Source organism: Methylobacterium sp. J-077, from assembly GCF_022829365.1.
Classification (GTDB): domain Bacteria; phylum Pseudomonadota; class Alphaproteobacteria; order Rhizobiales; family Beijerinckiaceae; genus Methylobacterium.
The window spans coordinates 19,702-33,258 of the sequence record NZ_JAKSYJ010000128.1; the positions used below are offsets into that span (position 1 = coordinate 19,702).

General features: G+C 63.4%; 19 protein-coding genes. 9 read left to right on the plus strand and 10 right to left on the minus strand.

Annotated features, from left to right (window positions below; genetic code table 11):
* Positions 1–252 precede the first annotated feature (252 nt).
* The gene (locus MKL11_RS16175; RefSeq protein ID WP_243945134.1) at positions 253–444 is read left to right on the plus strand and encodes a hypothetical protein; all 192 of its coding nucleotides are present in this window, start codon (positions 253–255) and stop codon (positions 442–444) included.
* Positions 445–767: 323 nt separating this feature from the next.
* A complete protein-coding gene (locus tag MKL11_RS16180; protein WP_243945135.1) occupies positions 768–1,046 on the plus strand; it encodes a hypothetical protein in 279 nt (92 codons plus the stop codon).
* A 470-nt stretch (positions 1,047–1,516) separates the two neighbouring features.
* Here the strand turns inward: MKL11_RS16180 and MKL11_RS16185 are convergent, their stop codons facing one another.
* Positions 1,517–1,738, minus strand: a complete 222-nt coding sequence (locus MKL11_RS16185; protein WP_243945136.1) for a DUF6894 family protein — start codon at positions 1,736–1,738, stop codon at positions 1,517–1,519.
* 1,178 nt (positions 1,739–2,916) lie between these two features.
* Here MKL11_RS16185 and MKL11_RS16190 point away from each other — a divergent pair.
* The gene (locus MKL11_RS16190; protein WP_243945137.1) at positions 2,917–3,297 is read left to right on the plus strand and encodes a hypothetical protein; all 381 of its coding nucleotides are present in this window, start codon (positions 2,917–2,919) and stop codon (positions 3,295–3,297) included.
* Between the two features lie 666 nt (positions 3,298–3,963).
* On the opposite strand, the gene MKL11_RS16195 is transcribed toward MKL11_RS16190, so the two are convergent.
* The 3 genes from MKL11_RS16195 to MKL11_RS16205 form a co-directional block, all read right to left on the minus strand.
* Positions 3,964–4,113 (minus strand): hypothetical protein, encoded by a 150-nt coding sequence (locus tag MKL11_RS16195; protein ID WP_243945138.1) that lies wholly within the window; start codon positions 4,111–4,113, stop codon positions 3,964–3,966.
* A gap of 493 nt (positions 4,114–4,606) precedes the next feature.
* Complete coding sequence (locus MKL11_RS16200; protein WP_243945139.1) at positions 4,607–4,837, minus strand: hypothetical protein; 231 nt, start codon at positions 4,835–4,837, stop codon at positions 4,607–4,609.
* 310 nt (positions 4,838–5,147) lie between these two features.
* Positions 5,148–5,381 (minus strand): helix-turn-helix transcriptional regulator, encoded by a 234-nt coding sequence (locus MKL11_RS16205; protein WP_243945140.1) that lies wholly within the window; start codon positions 5,379–5,381, stop codon positions 5,148–5,150.
* A gap of 114 nt (positions 5,382–5,495) precedes the next feature.
* Here MKL11_RS16205 and MKL11_RS16210 point away from each other — a divergent pair, with 114 nt between their 5' ends.
* The 6 genes from MKL11_RS16210 (at position 5,496) to MKL11_RS16235 (ending at position 11,227) form a co-directional block, all read left to right on the plus strand.
* A complete protein-coding gene (locus tag MKL11_RS16210) occupies positions 5,496–5,792 on the plus strand; it encodes a hypothetical protein (protein WP_243945141.1) in 297 nt (98 codons plus the stop codon).
* An 86-nt stretch (positions 5,793–5,878) separates the two neighbouring features.
* On the plus strand, positions 5,879–6,160 hold the full coding sequence (locus MKL11_RS16215) for a hypothetical protein (protein ID WP_243945142.1): 282 nt from the start codon (positions 5,879–5,881) through the stop codon (positions 6,158–6,160).
* 57 nt (positions 6,161–6,217) lie between these two features.
* Positions 6,218–7,063: a hypothetical protein gene (locus MKL11_RS16220; RefSeq protein WP_243945143.1), complete on the plus strand. Its 846-nt coding sequence runs from the start codon at positions 6,218–6,220 to the stop codon at positions 7,061–7,063.
* 70 nt (positions 7,064–7,133) lie between these two features.
* On the plus strand, positions 7,134–8,228 hold the full coding sequence (locus MKL11_RS16225) for a hypothetical protein (protein WP_243945144.1): 1,095 nt from the start codon (positions 7,134–7,136) through the stop codon (positions 8,226–8,228).
* An 81-nt stretch (positions 8,229–8,309) separates the two neighbouring features.
* Entirely contained in the window at positions 8,310–8,711 is a 402-nt protein-coding gene (locus tag MKL11_RS16230; protein WP_243945145.1) for a hypothetical protein, read from the plus strand.
* A gap of 62 nt (positions 8,712–8,773) precedes the next feature.
* Complete coding sequence (locus MKL11_RS16235; protein ID WP_243945146.1) at positions 8,774–11,227, plus strand: EAL domain-containing protein; 2,454 nt, start codon at positions 8,774–8,776, stop codon at positions 11,225–11,227.
* A gap of 214 nt (positions 11,228–11,441) precedes the next feature.
* On the opposite strand, the gene MKL11_RS16240 is transcribed toward MKL11_RS16235, so the two are convergent.
* The 6 genes from MKL11_RS16240 to MKL11_RS16265 all read right to left on the minus strand — a co-directional run bounded on the left by MKL11_RS16240 (position 11,442) and on the right by MKL11_RS16265 (position 13,194).
* The gene (locus MKL11_RS16240; RefSeq protein WP_243945147.1) at positions 11,442–11,606 is read right to left on the minus strand and encodes a hypothetical protein; all 165 of its coding nucleotides are present in this window, start codon (positions 11,604–11,606) and stop codon (positions 11,442–11,444) included.
* A 62-nt stretch (positions 11,607–11,668) separates the two neighbouring features.
* On the minus strand, positions 11,669–11,884 hold the full coding sequence (locus tag MKL11_RS16245; protein ID WP_243945148.1) for a hypothetical protein: 216 nt from the start codon (positions 11,882–11,884) through the stop codon (positions 11,669–11,671).
* Positions 11,885–12,069: 185 nt separating this feature from the next.
* On the minus strand, positions 12,070–12,324 hold the full coding sequence (locus tag MKL11_RS16250; RefSeq protein ID WP_243945149.1) for a hypothetical protein: 255 nt from the start codon (positions 12,322–12,324) through the stop codon (positions 12,070–12,072).
* Between the two features lie 52 nt (positions 12,325–12,376).
* Positions 12,377–12,574: a hypothetical protein gene (locus MKL11_RS16255; protein ID WP_243945150.1), complete on the minus strand. Its 198-nt coding sequence runs from the start codon at positions 12,572–12,574 to the stop codon at positions 12,377–12,379.
* Positions 12,575–12,592: 18 nt separating this feature from the next.
* Positions 12,593–12,784 (minus strand): hypothetical protein, encoded by a 192-nt coding sequence (locus tag MKL11_RS16260; RefSeq protein WP_243945151.1) that lies wholly within the window; start codon positions 12,782–12,784, stop codon positions 12,593–12,595.
* A 131-nt stretch (positions 12,785–12,915) separates the two neighbouring features.
* On the minus strand, positions 12,916–13,194 hold the full coding sequence (locus MKL11_RS16265) for a hypothetical protein (protein ID WP_243945152.1): 279 nt from the start codon (positions 13,192–13,194) through the stop codon (positions 12,916–12,918).
* Positions 13,195–13,557 lie beyond the last annotated feature (363 nt).

Consider the following 13,557-nt stretch of genomic DNA (forward strand, 5'->3'; position numbering starts at 1 on the left):
GGGGTCCGAGAACGCGCTCGCTGGCAGCCCAAGCGCTGCGGCGACTTTATCAAGCGCGGATGATGCTGCGTTGATCGCGGCAGGGACCGACATACCCATGATGCCATCGATGTGATGTCCAGCCTTACTGGCTTGGACCATGTTCTGGCATGCCACTAACGGTTGCGCAAAAGTAAATATCGTACAATTATAACGCGTTGGCTGAGCAAAATGTAAATAAATTACATACTCTGAGCTAATAGGGAGCGGTACATGGGGCAGGAGCGCGACATCGACGCAGTAGCTGATGCATGTTTGGCAGCCCACACTGCGATCATTCAGCACGGCACGCCCGAGATGCTCGTTATGATCCGCCATCTGCTCTTCTTGGTCGGACGCGAGCTAGCGGCACAGGATGCTCCTGCATCGGCGGCAGAAGGTGATGGTCCTGAACAGGCTGCATAGGCGCGGCGGCAAGGCCGCCGGACCGTCATTGACCTCCGCTCTACGTCTGTCGGCTCGGCTCCGCCGCCCGATCTGATCACGGGCAGGCGGGGGAGGTTGTCTATCTCATCTGCTGCAACTGCATCCGCGACATCGTGCAGAACCACGGGTTGCAGATGGCGGAGGCGGAGTGAGACGGGGAATTCGGCGCCGATGCCAACGAGTGTGCGGAGGCGCACATAAGCATTCTGCTCCGTCCTAGCGGCCGGATCCGTTGCGCACGATCCTAGTTTGCTCGGCGCTTCAGGAGTTTCCTGCCGCACCAATCCCGACAGGAGATTGATATGACCAAGATTGCTTTTGCCACCGCGCTCATCACGGTTCTGGCCACCCCTGCATTCGCTCAGGCTGTCGTCGAGACGCCGACCAGCACCACCGTCGTAGTTCCGCCCGGCTCACCCGGTGTCGTCACGCGCCAGCCCGGCTCGACCGGCGATGCTCCGGCTGCAACTTACTCCTCGACCGGTCGTGCGGCCGACGGCATCGCCACGGACTCGGCAGCTGCTGGCAACGAAGGCCAGCCCTCCCGCTTGGGTTCGACTGGTAGCGGTGGTGGGAAGTGATCCCATAGTCATAGCCTTGGAACGCACCTTGCACCAGCAGGTGTCAGTTCGTTCCTGAGACCACGAACCTACCTGGCCCCGCCGGCCACGCCGCGCGGGGCTTTTTCGTTTCAGGGATCGCCGGTTCTGGGGGGAGGGGCGGGCGCATCCAGTGAGCCTTTGTTAAGGCCTTCCCGGCATGCACGTTGTTGTGGCGCTCGGCTTTTGAGGGTGTGAGCATCGCCAACCTTTGCCCGCCTGGTTCGCCGGCGCGGGCTTTTTCGTGGCCTGGGCTTTGCCAAGGGGCTCCGGCTCGTCGTGGAGACCGCGAGCCAACTTGCGGCGCGCTCCTGACGGGGTGCGCCGCACCTTCCGCGACATCGTGTAGAACCACGCGCAGCAGATGGCGAAGGCGATTTCGCAACAACGGATTATTCGGTAGTCCGTACCGTTCACAACGAGCCAAGAACTGATCAATCTTGAGTGAACGCTTATCGTTTGATCGGCAACCGTCCGACTAGTGCTCCACTCGCGCTCCGAATAACTAAAGTCCACGATCTAGCGGAGTCGCCGACATCTAATTCATCAGCCATTTCGTCGATTACAATGCGTGCTTCTTCAATAGCCTGCTCAAAACTGACAGCTTCGACACCTTCCCCGTCGTGAATCGTCTCGCGATCATTTTCGATGTCGAAGTAGAATCGCTCGGTCAATTAGGCCTCCCGATCGTTACGACCCCCGGAAGGGCTCCTTGAGGCAAACTACGTATTTCAAGGCATGCGAAAGCATTCAGAAACACTGGGAAACCTTTATAATTCTGAAATTGGAAATGAATCTGCGAGTGGCAATTTTGTCGAGACTTGTACGCGGCGATCGATTACAGATGTCGACGACCGCCCTCCGAACAAAGGCCTTAAGGCCTGCCAAGATGGCGCTCCTTGATGGGGGCATAAGCCATGATGACATGTGATAAACCAGAAGTCGCAAGTTTCACCGGTAGCACAGCGGAAGACAAACAGAAGTTGCGCGCCCACATCAGGCGTATTCTTCTAAGCATCCGCAAGCCCTCCCTACCCGAGAAGCCTCCTGTTCGAAGCGGTTCCTAAACTACTTATTTTGGTGGATTGGTCGCAATTATTCCCGGACCTGCCGTCATCTTTTGGCGTAGCGAGTGCGAAAGATGGGCGGCCGATGAGGGGGGCCAGCGCCTCCCAGCGGCAGCGATTTACCTGTCGTACCCTCACTCACCCAATAGGTCGGCGCGGACTATTTCGAGCTAGCAGCCAGATCGGCAGGACGCAGACCGGACCAGGATATCGCTGTCGCCGATCGTCATGACGCTGATGAGCTGCGCCCCTCGCTTCCAGAGCATGGAGCAAGCCGCCGATCCGACCGGCGAGCAGTTCTCAGCTTCAGGATAGATCTCGCAGGTGCTTTCCCGGCGGTCGCATGCCCTGACTGATACAGGCGCCGGCTGCCAGCCTGATGTAAGGAGCGTGGCCCGCGCATCCGGGTAGAGGGTGTTGGGCGCGAACCGCGGTAGCTGCTCGGCCGCCTCCGTCCCACCGGCAGCGACGACGAAGGCGAGAGCAGCGAGGGCTGTGCGCATGGCGGGATGCTAGCATTTAGCGAGAGTGTGTCGAGGTACAGCACAACCCGAAGAGGAACTTTTAACTACGTCCGCATCCATCTAATCCACACATCGCGCAGCCTTTAGGTCGAAAGCTTGCGCCGTGGTTAACCGACGAGTAATACAGAAAACGGCCGGGCTTGAGTGCCCGGCCGTTGCAACCACCGGATCAACGGCGGCTTTAGTTCTCACACGCTTTTTGTTGCACGGGGGCGGTGCCCGCGTCAACCCGCCTAGACCGGTATATAAGACGAGATCGATATGCCGAACGAAGTGTACTTTTTAGAGATCGTCGCCAAAAACGACTTGGAGGACACCGGCAACTTGAAAGCGCGGGTAATTTCTCAGGTGAAGTGCTGGTGCAAGCCGGGATTTCATGCCAAGCGCCTGCTCAAGTTCGTCCTGGTCACTCCGGAAACCCTTGACCAGCTTTTTGACCGGTTAGCGCCGATGTTGGAGAGCCTTAAGGACTCAGGCAGCATCGAGCGGTTCGTGTTGCACCCTGCCCCGTCTGCTGTTGTCACTGACCACGGTAAGATTGACGCGCTTGCTCACTATCTCCGGGCTGGGCAGGTAGAAGCCGCCGAGCGGAACAAGTCTCAGCGCTTGCGTCACCTTGAGGGGCGGCAGCGCCGGGTCTGAGTCCCGATACCAGACCTCATAAGCTGCACAGTCGTCCAGGTGCCGATCAAACCGCGCGGTGTGCGGGAGGCGCCTGAGCAGCCTGACGACGTTTAGCGCGAATGACATGTCATCGCCTCACGTTCCTCCGGTTTCTGGTAACGATGCAGGCTTTATGCCCTATCGACTAGCGCGTCCAATCCGTACCGGTGACAGGTCGAATGTCGCCGTCGTTGATACGGTCGTTGCGACCTCTATTCTTTCCGCAGCCGCACCCCCCGGTCCCTCGCCGTTCTCCTCAATGAAGATGACGCCGGCGGCTTCGAGGGCGGCTTCAACCCTCCGGCGATGGCTCGGCAGCTGCAGCACCGACTTCGGGGGCGGGGCCGGTATCAAGGGTATCTTCGCTGGTCAGCGCGCTGGCCCAGGCGCTTGCGATGAGGCGAACCTGTTCGATGGCCTCGGCACGTGTGAATGGCTCATCGCCTTCGTCGACACTACCATCTGACCAAGCGACGAACCCGGTGCGTCGGCCATTGGCATCCTCGACGCAAGCCGCGTCGTCAAGGATGCAGATGCGGAGTGGGAGCGTGAGACCGAGCGTAGGCATGTAGACGACATAGAGCGCCTGAGTTCGGCTTCGACCGTCACGCCTTTGGCACCTTTTCTAAAGGGCGCCAGATGGCGTCATTTGAGCATCATGACGGCGCCGATAGCTATGAGCCCAGCCGCCACAACCAATAATGGAGCATTCTCGACTCCGAGCTGGTCCAGCACGTTCGAGGAAACCGCAGCCACGATGAAGACGCCTAAGCCCGTCGTGATCGGCGACTTCACCTCAGCTGCCCTATCGGCCCTGACTGTTGTGCTGGCTCATCACATTGCGTCCCACATCCAGACCGCTCCCATCATCGCCAGGCCGCCGCACAGCAATGCTACCACGATGTAGCGATGCAGGCGGTCGTACAGAGGGAGCGGCATCAAAGGAGGCCCGCAGAAGCGCATCCATCGTTGCCCATAGACCGGGATCGGTCGCTAGCGGCAAAAGTTAAGGTTTCGTCAATTCAGAATTTGCGTGATCGCCAGGCCACAGGAACCAAAGATCAGCCGATGCCGCGACCCGTCAGTCCACCGAGGACCAAGACGGTGACAATCGCGATCGCTACTACCGCAGCAATGAGGATGGCTCGCATCTGGCCACTCCGTGCTTGCCAACGGACATCAGCCTCGTGTGAGGCCGCCTTTGGTAATCAAGTGCTCAGCAAGGGTATCAGTTCGCGCTTTCTGGATCCTCGTAGTGTCGCACGTAGCGCTGGCTGGCGAGCATAGGTCAGACCGATTGGCTTGGGGTGAGATAGAGGCCGTGGTCCCGCACGTCGCGTAGGATCTCCTCGGCGTTGCCCATCGCAGTGATGCCGGAGCTACCGATCATCTCCTCGACATCAAGCTTGTCCAAGCGCCGCCACAGCTGCGGGCTGCCAGGCAGGTTCGCTCCGTCACGGTCTGCGGTGGCCGCCAGCCGCGAACCGTCGACCTCGGCGAAGGTGTAGATGTGCTTCACGGCCTACACACTCCGCATGTGGGTGGGCTATTTCACGTAGCCCTTCGCCTTCAGAGGCTCGGTGGTACGGCCTGCTCGCTCCAATGCCTACCCCTTCCGCTCCCGGAACCGGATCCCGGCCCCGCCGCCGTTCTCGGGGATGAACTCAAGGCCGGCAGTCATGCTGATGGCCATGCTGTTGTGAGTAGCGTCGCTACAGCCGCGGCCACCAGGCAATCTGGAAGAGCGTCTTCGACGCCCGCAGCTTCCAAGGCCCGCGTCGAGCCGACGAAGATAAGGGCGATGCCCAGAGCCGATAGGCGGCGCCCGATCACACGGGGTCCTTCCGGCGCAGTTTCACGCCGGGCTCGCCGCCGTTGGTGAACTCGACGCCGGCGGCCTCAAACACCTGCTGGATAGCCGTAAGTGTGGATGCCTTTGGGTCGGAGCTGCCGCGCTCGATGTTGTTGAGCCCCGTCGTCGAGATGCCGGCGCGCTTTGCGACCTCTGCCTGAGTGAGGCCGAGCATCGCTCTGGCACCGCGGATCTGCTCGGGCTTCAACATGCTGCAATCATAGCTGCACTCGAGAAAATATCAACTGCGGTGTTGACATCCTCAATCTCTGTGGCAATATCAAGCTCAGTTGATGCGATATCAACTCAGGTTGAGGCCAAGCCTATGTCTCGCCGCACCGTCTTTTGGACCACTATCGATCGCGCCGGCCGCGACAGCCGTCCGCAGATCCCGACCGGCCTGCTCAGCGCTCGCGGCCTCTGTCAGGGCTTCGCCCGCTTTCAGCGCCGCCCCTTCATCGTCGCCGGCAAGTTCGACCGCTCGGCCAACATGGCCGCCGCCGCGGTCGCCGCGACCAACCTGCAGGAGCGCCACGGCCTCACCCGCGCCGCCGCCCTGTCCACCGCCCTCAAGGCCGCCTGGCAGGCCGCCAAGATGGCCCGCACCGCCGCCGCGCACTGACCCCCTGACCGCGCCGGACTGACTCCGGCCGGCACCCCTTCGCCACCACCGACCCACCGCCACGAGCCCCATCAGGAGCGCGAACGATGTCCTATGCCCGCATCCCGAACTTCAGCCAGCCCGTCCCAGTGCGCAGCACCAGTGCCCGTACAGGTCGTCGCCAGATCCCGCGGGATCGCCGCTACCGCAACCTGCCCGACGAGACCCAGCCCGGCACGATCGAGGCCTGGGAGGCCGTCACCCCGGTTCGCCCCGACACGGCGCACAGCCGGTCCCTGCGCTTCCTCGACATCGCCGGTGAGCTGCTGGCTGCGGCCTTCATCATCGGCGGCGGCATGGTGCTGACCGGCCTCGCCACCCTGCTCTGACCCCGACCCGCACCCGAGCGGGCCGGTCGCCCGCGCCCCTCACCCGAGGATCCCGCGATGTCCTTCCGCACGTCCTTCCAGAAGCTGATCCGCCGCGATGCCGAGCGCCCGAGCCTCCGGGAGCGCGCTGCCGAGCTGCGTGGCACCTTGAGCCGCCGCACTGTCGTGGCTGGCTCCCTTGCTGTCGCTGCACCCCTGCCGGCGATTTCCGCGCCGATCGTGGCGACCCCCGCGCAGCCGCATCCCGACGCCGCCCTCGTGGCGCTCGGCGAGCGGTGGCTGCAAGCCCGTGCCGCGCAGGACGAGGCGATGGAGGCATGGGGCGTCGCCTACCGGCAGGTCTATGCCGTCATCAAGACCTGCCCGCCGGAACTGTTCTCGACCCGCGACGAGCGGTTTCAGGTGCTTGGCGGCTGGCGCTGGCCGACGCTCCTCGGTGTGAACCTCCGGCACGTCGCCCTCGATTGGGGCACGCCCGAGAGCCATACCGAGCAGGCGTGGACCGGCGAGGCACTGCGCATCGCCATCGCCCGCGCGGTCCCGATGCTCGGCCGAGGCGGCAAGACGCCGGGCCGGATCCGGCGCTGGAAGGCCATGCTGCCGATCGCCGATGCCTTCGATGCCCGGGTGGAGGCAGTCGAGGCCGCGACAGATCGCCGGCGCCTGGAGCGGGAACGCAGGGCAGCGGAGGACGCGTTCCGAGATCTGAACCGTGAAGTCGGCCAGCATGTCGCCACCACCCCCGAAGGCATGGCCGCGCTGGTCCGCGTGATCAGCCGCTACCCCTGGAAGGATACGGGCGGCGCGTGGCCGAACCTGCTGCGCAGCGCCGCCAACGTCGCTGGCATCGACCCCGCCAGCCTCGACCACGAGAACGACAGCATCAACGACCGCCACGTCTGACGCCGCCACCGCGCGGCGCTCGACCTGCCGCGCCTCCTCCCCCTGATCCTGTGACCCATGGAGGCCGCCTGTGCCCTCTCTCAAGCTGTCCGCTCTGTTCCGGCGAGATCCTGACCGTACCGACCTTAAGCAACGCGCCGCCGAGCTGAAGGCCAATCTCGGCAAGCGCTCTCAGCAGCAGCCGAAGCCCGGCAGTGACGAGGCGAAGGCAGCATTCAAGGCGGCCTGCCACGAGCACACCATCCGGACCCAGTTCGCCAACGGCTACCCCGAGCTGAAGCGCACCACCTTGGAGTGGTGGACGGCGAGCAGCCTGGGCAAGGCGCTGGAGACAGGCGAGCTGACGCCGGCCGAGTGCGCCCGCCTCTACCCGCTGGCGACCGAGCGCGAGCTGCGCATGGCCGAGATCGAGCACGAACTGAACCTCGGCGGCTTGTTCGCCCTGGCGTTCGCCGATGAATACCCCGCCACGCCCATGGCCGACGATCCGGATCCGATCCACGCTGTGATCGCGGAGAGCTACCGCGCCGAGGACGCGATGAAGGTGTTCGGGTTGGACCCGAATTCGACCTCGCGACCAAACTGGTTCCTGCGTGAGCGGGCGCTGACGGAGGCGCAGAGCGCAACGCGAGATGCCGTGTGGCGCACCACGCCGACCACCCGGGCCGGGCGCCTCGCCCTGGTCGACTACGCCCGGTTCCAGGTTGCGCTCTTCACGGGCAGCAGTGTCCAGGATCCCGACTGCCCGGCCTACCTGTTCCGGGAGATCATGAGCGCCGTCACCGCGGCGTTCGAGGCTGACTGCGCCCCGGCGAGGGACACGGCCACGCATGACCTGTCCGGTTGCGACCTCGCCCAACTCGCCCGCCTCTATGAGACCTGGGAGGGCGTGTTCCACCACCTTACCGGCGCTGGCGCGATCCCGTGCTTCACATCGGATCGGCGCAGCGGCTTCACGCCGGCCGGCGAGGTTCTGGATCGCGAGTACGACCGGGCAGGGGCTTTCCTCAGTACCATCGCCGATGAGGTCCGGAGGCGCACGGCCGTGAGCGCCGACGACCGGCACGAGCGCCTGGGGGTGCTCATCCGGCACGAACTCAACACGAACGGCAGGCCGGTCGACGACGCCCTGCTGTCCGAGCTGAACGCTCAGCCTGATCACTGAGCCCTCCCTTCCGTAGCCGTGCGTACCGCCCCGGCCGGATCCCGCCGGGCCTTCCCTTCATCGCGACCCGAGACCATCACCATGGGCGACGTGCTCACCTTCACCCCGCGTCCGAAATCGGCTGCTTCGGAGGCCCTGGAGCCGTTGGCCGGTGGCGCCCTCCGGGCCAGCCTGGAGGATGCCGCCCAGGTCGCCCTCGACGCCGCAGACCGCATCATCGCCGTGCTTGACCGCATGGATGGAGATCCGGACCTAGAGGATGGAGCGGATGCCGAACCGTCCCTGGCCGCGCCCGAGAAACACGCCGGCAGTCAGGTTACGTGGCTGCGCGGCAACGATCGGGACCGCGAGGCCGAGGCGCCCGAGACCGTGCTGCCGGAAGTTGCAGCTGAGCAGCCCGACGCGATCATTCTTTCCTGGCGTGGCCGCGGCAACATCATCGCGGCTGTCGGTGTGGCACTGCTCGATATGGTTGGTGCCTGAAACAGTATCCTTCAGTTTGTACAAGCTCTAGTTGCATTCATTGGCAGTGCTCATTCGATCACATGTACGAGATCTCAGGGCTGCGGAAGGCTTTGGATTTTTTCATACCTTTGTCGCTCAATAATATCTGCACGTGTGATGCGTATGGTGATGGGATGCCGACCATCCTCACCAAATTCGTCGATAGCCAGGCGCTCAGCTTCGTTCTAGCTGCGGCTACGATCTGCGCCTTCAGCGCCTGGTTACTCGTGTGCCTGATCCGGCAAGCTGAAAGCTCTTCCAGGGCCGCTCGACGGTCGTGGATGGCTGGGATCGCGGTGGTTGCAGGAACCGGGGTCTGGACAACCCACTTTGTGGCGATGCTCGGATACCGGACCGATCTCGTCCTGAGCTACCACCTCGGGACGACGGTGCTGTCTGCCGTAGCTGCGATCATCACCGTAGGCGTACCGCTTGCCATCGCGAACACTCTTGCAGGGGTGTGGACACGGTCGGTCGCTGGCGCAGCATCAGGGTTTGGCATCGCCGTGATGCACATCACCGGCATGGCCGCACTTGAGGGGTGCGGTCAGACGCAGTCGGTCGGGCTCAACCTTGTCGCTTGCCTCATCGGCGCGACTAGCATGGCACTGGCCTGCGGGCTGCCGAAGAGATCCAACACCCCCCTGGTCACCGGTGGTCTCATCGTCGCCGCGGTATGTGGGACCCATTTCGTCTCCATCGCCGGCACTGTCCTCGTCGGCGAACAGGTCGATCGCCTCCTGCCGGGTATGCAGGTCACTCTGAGCATCCTCGCCGCTACAGGGGCGGCGACCCTTCTACTCGGCTCCTTCCTCGTCCTATCTGCAGCCAAGCGCTTCGAGACACAGGAGGCGGCGCACGCGCGTGTCCTGGCGACCGCGTTGCAGAACATGTCGAACGGCATCCTCAAGGTGTCCGCTGGCGAAGTCGTCGAGCTCTACAATGCGCGCCTTTGCGCGATGCTCAATCTCGCGCCGAGCAGCGTCGTTCGCGGCATGAGCCTGACGGCGTTTCTTGAGAGGGCGGGTCACGCGAATGCCTGGGATGAGGATCGGGTCGGCCGGGTCCTAGCAAACCACCGGGTTTGGATGGCCAAGGACTGCGAGACTCAGGTCGAGCACAACTTCGATGACGGGCGGGTTCTGTCCATCAACTGCCAGCCCATCGAGGACGGCGCGGTACTGACCTTCGATGACGTGACCCGGGTAAAGCAGGCGCAGCGGGAGATCTCGCACCTCGCCTACCACGATCCGCTGACGGGTTTGGCGAACCGCCGCTCCCTCATGGAGCACATGACACAAGCTCAAGGGGCCAAGCAGCCATTCACGCTCCTGCTAATAGACCTCGATCGGTTCAAGGCGGTCAACGATACCTTCGGCCACGGCGTCGGCGATCGTCTCCTGGTCGATGTGGCCGTTCGGCTACGTGAACTGGTCGGTGAGACCGGGTTCGTGTCACGCCTCGGCGGAGACGAGATGGCGGTCGTTGTCCAAGGCGACGCTTCGGCCGCCATGGCGTTGACTGAGCACGTCATCGCAGGGATCGAGAAACCCTATACGTTCGACGATCTCACCGTCGTCATCGGCTGCAGCATCGGCGTATGCGGGGCACAGGATACGTCGAGCGCGGAAGACCTGATGCAGCGCGCCGACATCGCGCTCTATGAGGCCAAGCGCCATGGCCGCGGGCGGGCGGCTCGCTACACCCCCGGCATGATCGAGACCATCGCCGAGCGGAACCTCTTGGAGAACGATATCCGGATCGCGCTGGCTAAAAACCAGTTCCACCTCGCCTACCAGCCGATCATGGCGCTGACGGACGATGATACCGTCGGGTTCGAGGCCTTGATCCGTTGGCAGCATCCGACGCGGGGGTTCGTTTCGCCGGCGACCTTTATCCCGCTCGCGGAGGAGACAGGCCTGATCGTTCCGATCGGACAATGGGTCCTTGAGGAGGCCTGCCGTCAGGCAACCACGTGGCCAGCCAATCAGCACGTCGCGGTCAACGTCTCAGCTGTGCAGTTCCGATCGCCGCTGATCCTCGCGCATGTCACCGCGGCGCTGGCGAAGAGCGGCTTGTTAGCAAGCAGGCTTGAGATCGAGCTGACCGAGACGGCCTTAGTCGAAGACGGTCAGCAGATCGCCCATACCCTGTCGGCCTTACGTCAACTCGGCATCAAGATCGCGATGGATGATTTCGGGACCGGGTACTCATCCCTGGCTCATCTGCGCAACCTGCCCTTGGACCGCATCAAGATTGATCGCAGCTTCGTTGCCGCGGCGCTGACAGACAAGCATTCCATGGCCGTCCTTAAGGCGATCACGCAGATGGGGCGCGACATGAGTATCCCAACCCTCGCCGAGGGCGTCGAAGACGCGGACCAGCTCGACCTACTCAGGAAGCTCGGCTGTGACGCGGTGCAGGGCTACCTAATTGGGCGGCCAGAACGACCGACATCAGTACTGCCATCCGCAACCAACATTTGTGCCGCTTAGGCTGTTCGTTTCACCGATCGCCTTCGGCTTGCGCCGCACCGTCGAGGCGATCGGGGTCCTAATTTAGACCGCGGCGCCGGAGATTGCGACGATCGTGATCACGGTGGGCCTCTGCGCTGGGGCGGGCGCGGGAACGTCATCTCGGCGGCTGGGACGATCCTGCTGGACTTGGTAGGCGGAGGTGGCTGCTGACTGGTGAAGAGATCAGCCAGGTTCAGTCGAGCGCGGCCATCGAGATTGGATCGGCGCTTTCGTACAATTGGTACGACAATGCAATGTGAGCGCCGCGATCGATCAGGTGCATTTGACCGGCCAGCATCAGCAGAGTGAAGGCACCCCATAGGGCAACAAATAAGAGCGGAGGGCCCTCGTCGGACATGTGACTTACTCCTTTGCAGCGGGCATAAGGTTGCCGAGTGGCTGCTCCTGAAGACAAGCTGATCAGTCTTTGGCTACCTCACCCGGTATTTCAAATCGGACAGCTTCTTTGGCAGGATTTGCCGCGGTCGGTGAGATGTCACCCGGGCAGCCGATTTGCTGGCGCTCAAGCGGCGTCGACGCTAGCGCACAAGCGAGCTCCGGCAGATCTGCCAGGTCGTCTGCGCGAGAAGTGTTGACCATGTTGATCAGCAGGACGGATACCAAGAAGAAGCGCATCGGACATTCCTCCGCGAAGCCCCCTGGAGGGATAGCTATCCACCTTCCAAGAGAGGCGCGTCACCCGTTCGGAGGATGCGAGGCCTCAAGGACGGCACCTGCCCCTCGCCCAAGGCACGAGGCTATCGGCCACCCGGGGATTGCCGAGGAGCCGGCAGCCATCACCCAAGTCGGGCGGTGGCATGCTACTCCCGCGCAGGCTTTGGCTCCGGCTTGGCCGTTCGCATCAGGGTCTGGATCGCTCGCGGCGCTCGACCGGCCTTCTCGGCGATCTCAGCCTCCTGCTGCTCGATGAGATCGCGGGCCGGTTGATCGCCATCCAGGCCACCGAGGATCTCCATAGGCACGCGCCGGTTCGAAGCGCGGCTGCCATCCTCGAACACGACGTCGAACAGGATGGAGCCGCGGTCTTGCGGGAGCTGTCGTGCGCGTTTGGCCATGCCGGGCTGATACGCCCGTAAGCTCGGCTACACCAGAACGCAGACAGCCGTCTCACTTGCTGGTCAGGGCCTGCAGATCGTCGCGCTTCATGAGCAGGTCGCCGAGGTGGCGCCGGTAGAGCTCAATGCTCGCCCGTTCGCGTCTCGCCCCTTCCGCGGACAGGTCTGGGTCTTCGAGTGCGCGCAACGAGGACCGGACGCGCTCCTCCAGGGTGGCGATCTCGCGCTCGACCCTTTCAAGCTCGGTCACGGCAGCTCCTCAATGTGGTCAACCGGACGAGGCCAGACGGACCCATTCGAGGTGACTGGCCTTGGTCGCTCGACTGTGCGCGTCAGCACCATAGCGGACGAACACGAAGAACCTGTCGAACGAGGTCACGACGCCCAGTTCGGGCTCCACCTCCGGGCGGTCGCGATAAGCGACCCTGCGACCGATGTCCGATGGGGTCGGCGCGATCATGCTCAGTGAGACCCTTTGTGCCTCACCGAGAATGCGCCAGCTGCCGACTCGGGTCCCAACGTTGACTTAACCGTGCCGCCCAACCGACATGCGCAGCCTGGCCCGATCCGCCCAAAGATACACGGCAGGCTTCACGGACCCAGGCCGCCCCCGTTTTTTCGCACGGGCCACGCCGGAGTGGGACGCTCGACTTGCGATTGAGCCTCGACCCGATGCGTCATCCTCCCCACGCCGAGCCGGGCGTGTAGCTTTGCCGTCACGCCGGCCATGGCCAGCAGCCCAAACGCCAAAGCGAAGACCGACAGGGTATCCTTGATTGCGTCGTCGTACTGCCGTCCGGCGTGGATGATCAGCCAGCCCACTCCGATGAACACGGCTGCGCAGATCAGCGGGATCGTCAGGTCGGGCATCGGGCCATTAACGACCTAAACCGCGGCTCAGTTCGGCGGATGCGACCCAGTCGCTCCGAGGCCGCACTCGTCCCCTTACCGTTGACTTAACCGTGCCGTCCGGCCGACATGGACCGTTCCGGCCGGCCCCGCCTTGGCGAGTCGAGAGCCGGCAATTCAGGAGACCATCGCTGCGGATCTGAGACCCTGAAAAGCCAACAGCCCCTTCCCGGCAAGGAAGAGGCTGTCGAAAAACCTGAGGCCTTGTGAGGCCCGCATCGCTGCCCCTCACAAGCCATGAGACCCCCCGGGGTGTCAAGACGGAACCTGTTTCCGTCAACGGGAAGGCTTTGCCTGGACCCTGCCGCGGCCCGTGAGGGACCG

Bases quoted from the DNA above. Each gene is read 5' to 3' on its own strand.
- MKL11_RS16175 (WP_243945134.1), top strand. From the start codon at position 253: ATGGGGCAGGAGCGCGACATCGACGCAGTAGCTGATGCATGTTTGGCA.
- MKL11_RS16180 (WP_243945135.1), top strand. From the start codon at position 768: ATGACCAAGATTGCTTTTGCCACCGCGCTCATCACGGTTCTGGCCACC.
- MKL11_RS16190 (WP_243945137.1), top strand. From the start codon at position 2,917: ATGCCGAACGAAGTGTACTTTTTAGAGATCGTCGCCAAAAACGACTTG.
- MKL11_RS16205 (WP_243945140.1), bottom strand. From the start codon at position 5,381: ATGTTGAAGCCCGAGCAGATCCGCGGTGCCAGAGCGATGCTCGGCCTC.
- MKL11_RS16210 (WP_243945141.1), top strand. From the start codon at position 5,496: ATGTCTCGCCGCACCGTCTTTTGGACCACTATCGATCGCGCCGGCCGC.
- MKL11_RS16215 (WP_243945142.1), top strand. From the start codon at position 5,879: ATGTCCTATGCCCGCATCCCGAACTTCAGCCAGCCCGTCCCAGTGCGC.
- MKL11_RS16220 (WP_243945143.1), top strand. From the start codon at position 6,218: ATGTCCTTCCGCACGTCCTTCCAGAAGCTGATCCGCCGCGATGCCGAG.
- MKL11_RS16230 (WP_243945145.1), top strand. From the start codon at position 8,310: ATGGGCGACGTGCTCACCTTCACCCCGCGTCCGAAATCGGCTGCTTCG.
- MKL11_RS16235 (WP_243945146.1), top strand. From the start codon at position 8,774: ATGTACGAGATCTCAGGGCTGCGGAAGGCTTTGGATTTTTTCATACCT.
- MKL11_RS16240 (WP_243945147.1), bottom strand. From the start codon at position 11,606: ATGTCCGACGAGGGCCCTCCGCTCTTATTTGTTGCCCTATGGGGTGCC.
- MKL11_RS16245 (WP_243945148.1), bottom strand. From the start codon at position 11,884: ATGCGCTTCTTCTTGGTATCCGTCCTGCTGATCAACATGGTCAACACT.
- MKL11_RS16250 (WP_243945149.1), bottom strand. From the start codon at position 12,324: ATGGCCAAACGCGCACGACAGCTCCCGCAAGACCGCGGCTCCATCCTG.
- MKL11_RS16260 (WP_243945151.1), bottom strand. From the start codon at position 12,784: ATGATCGCGCCGACCCCATCGGACATCGGTCGCAGGGTCGCTTATCGC.
- MKL11_RS16265 (WP_243945152.1), bottom strand. From the start codon at position 13,194: ATGCCCGACCTGACGATCCCGCTGATCTGCGCAGCCGTGTTCATCGGA.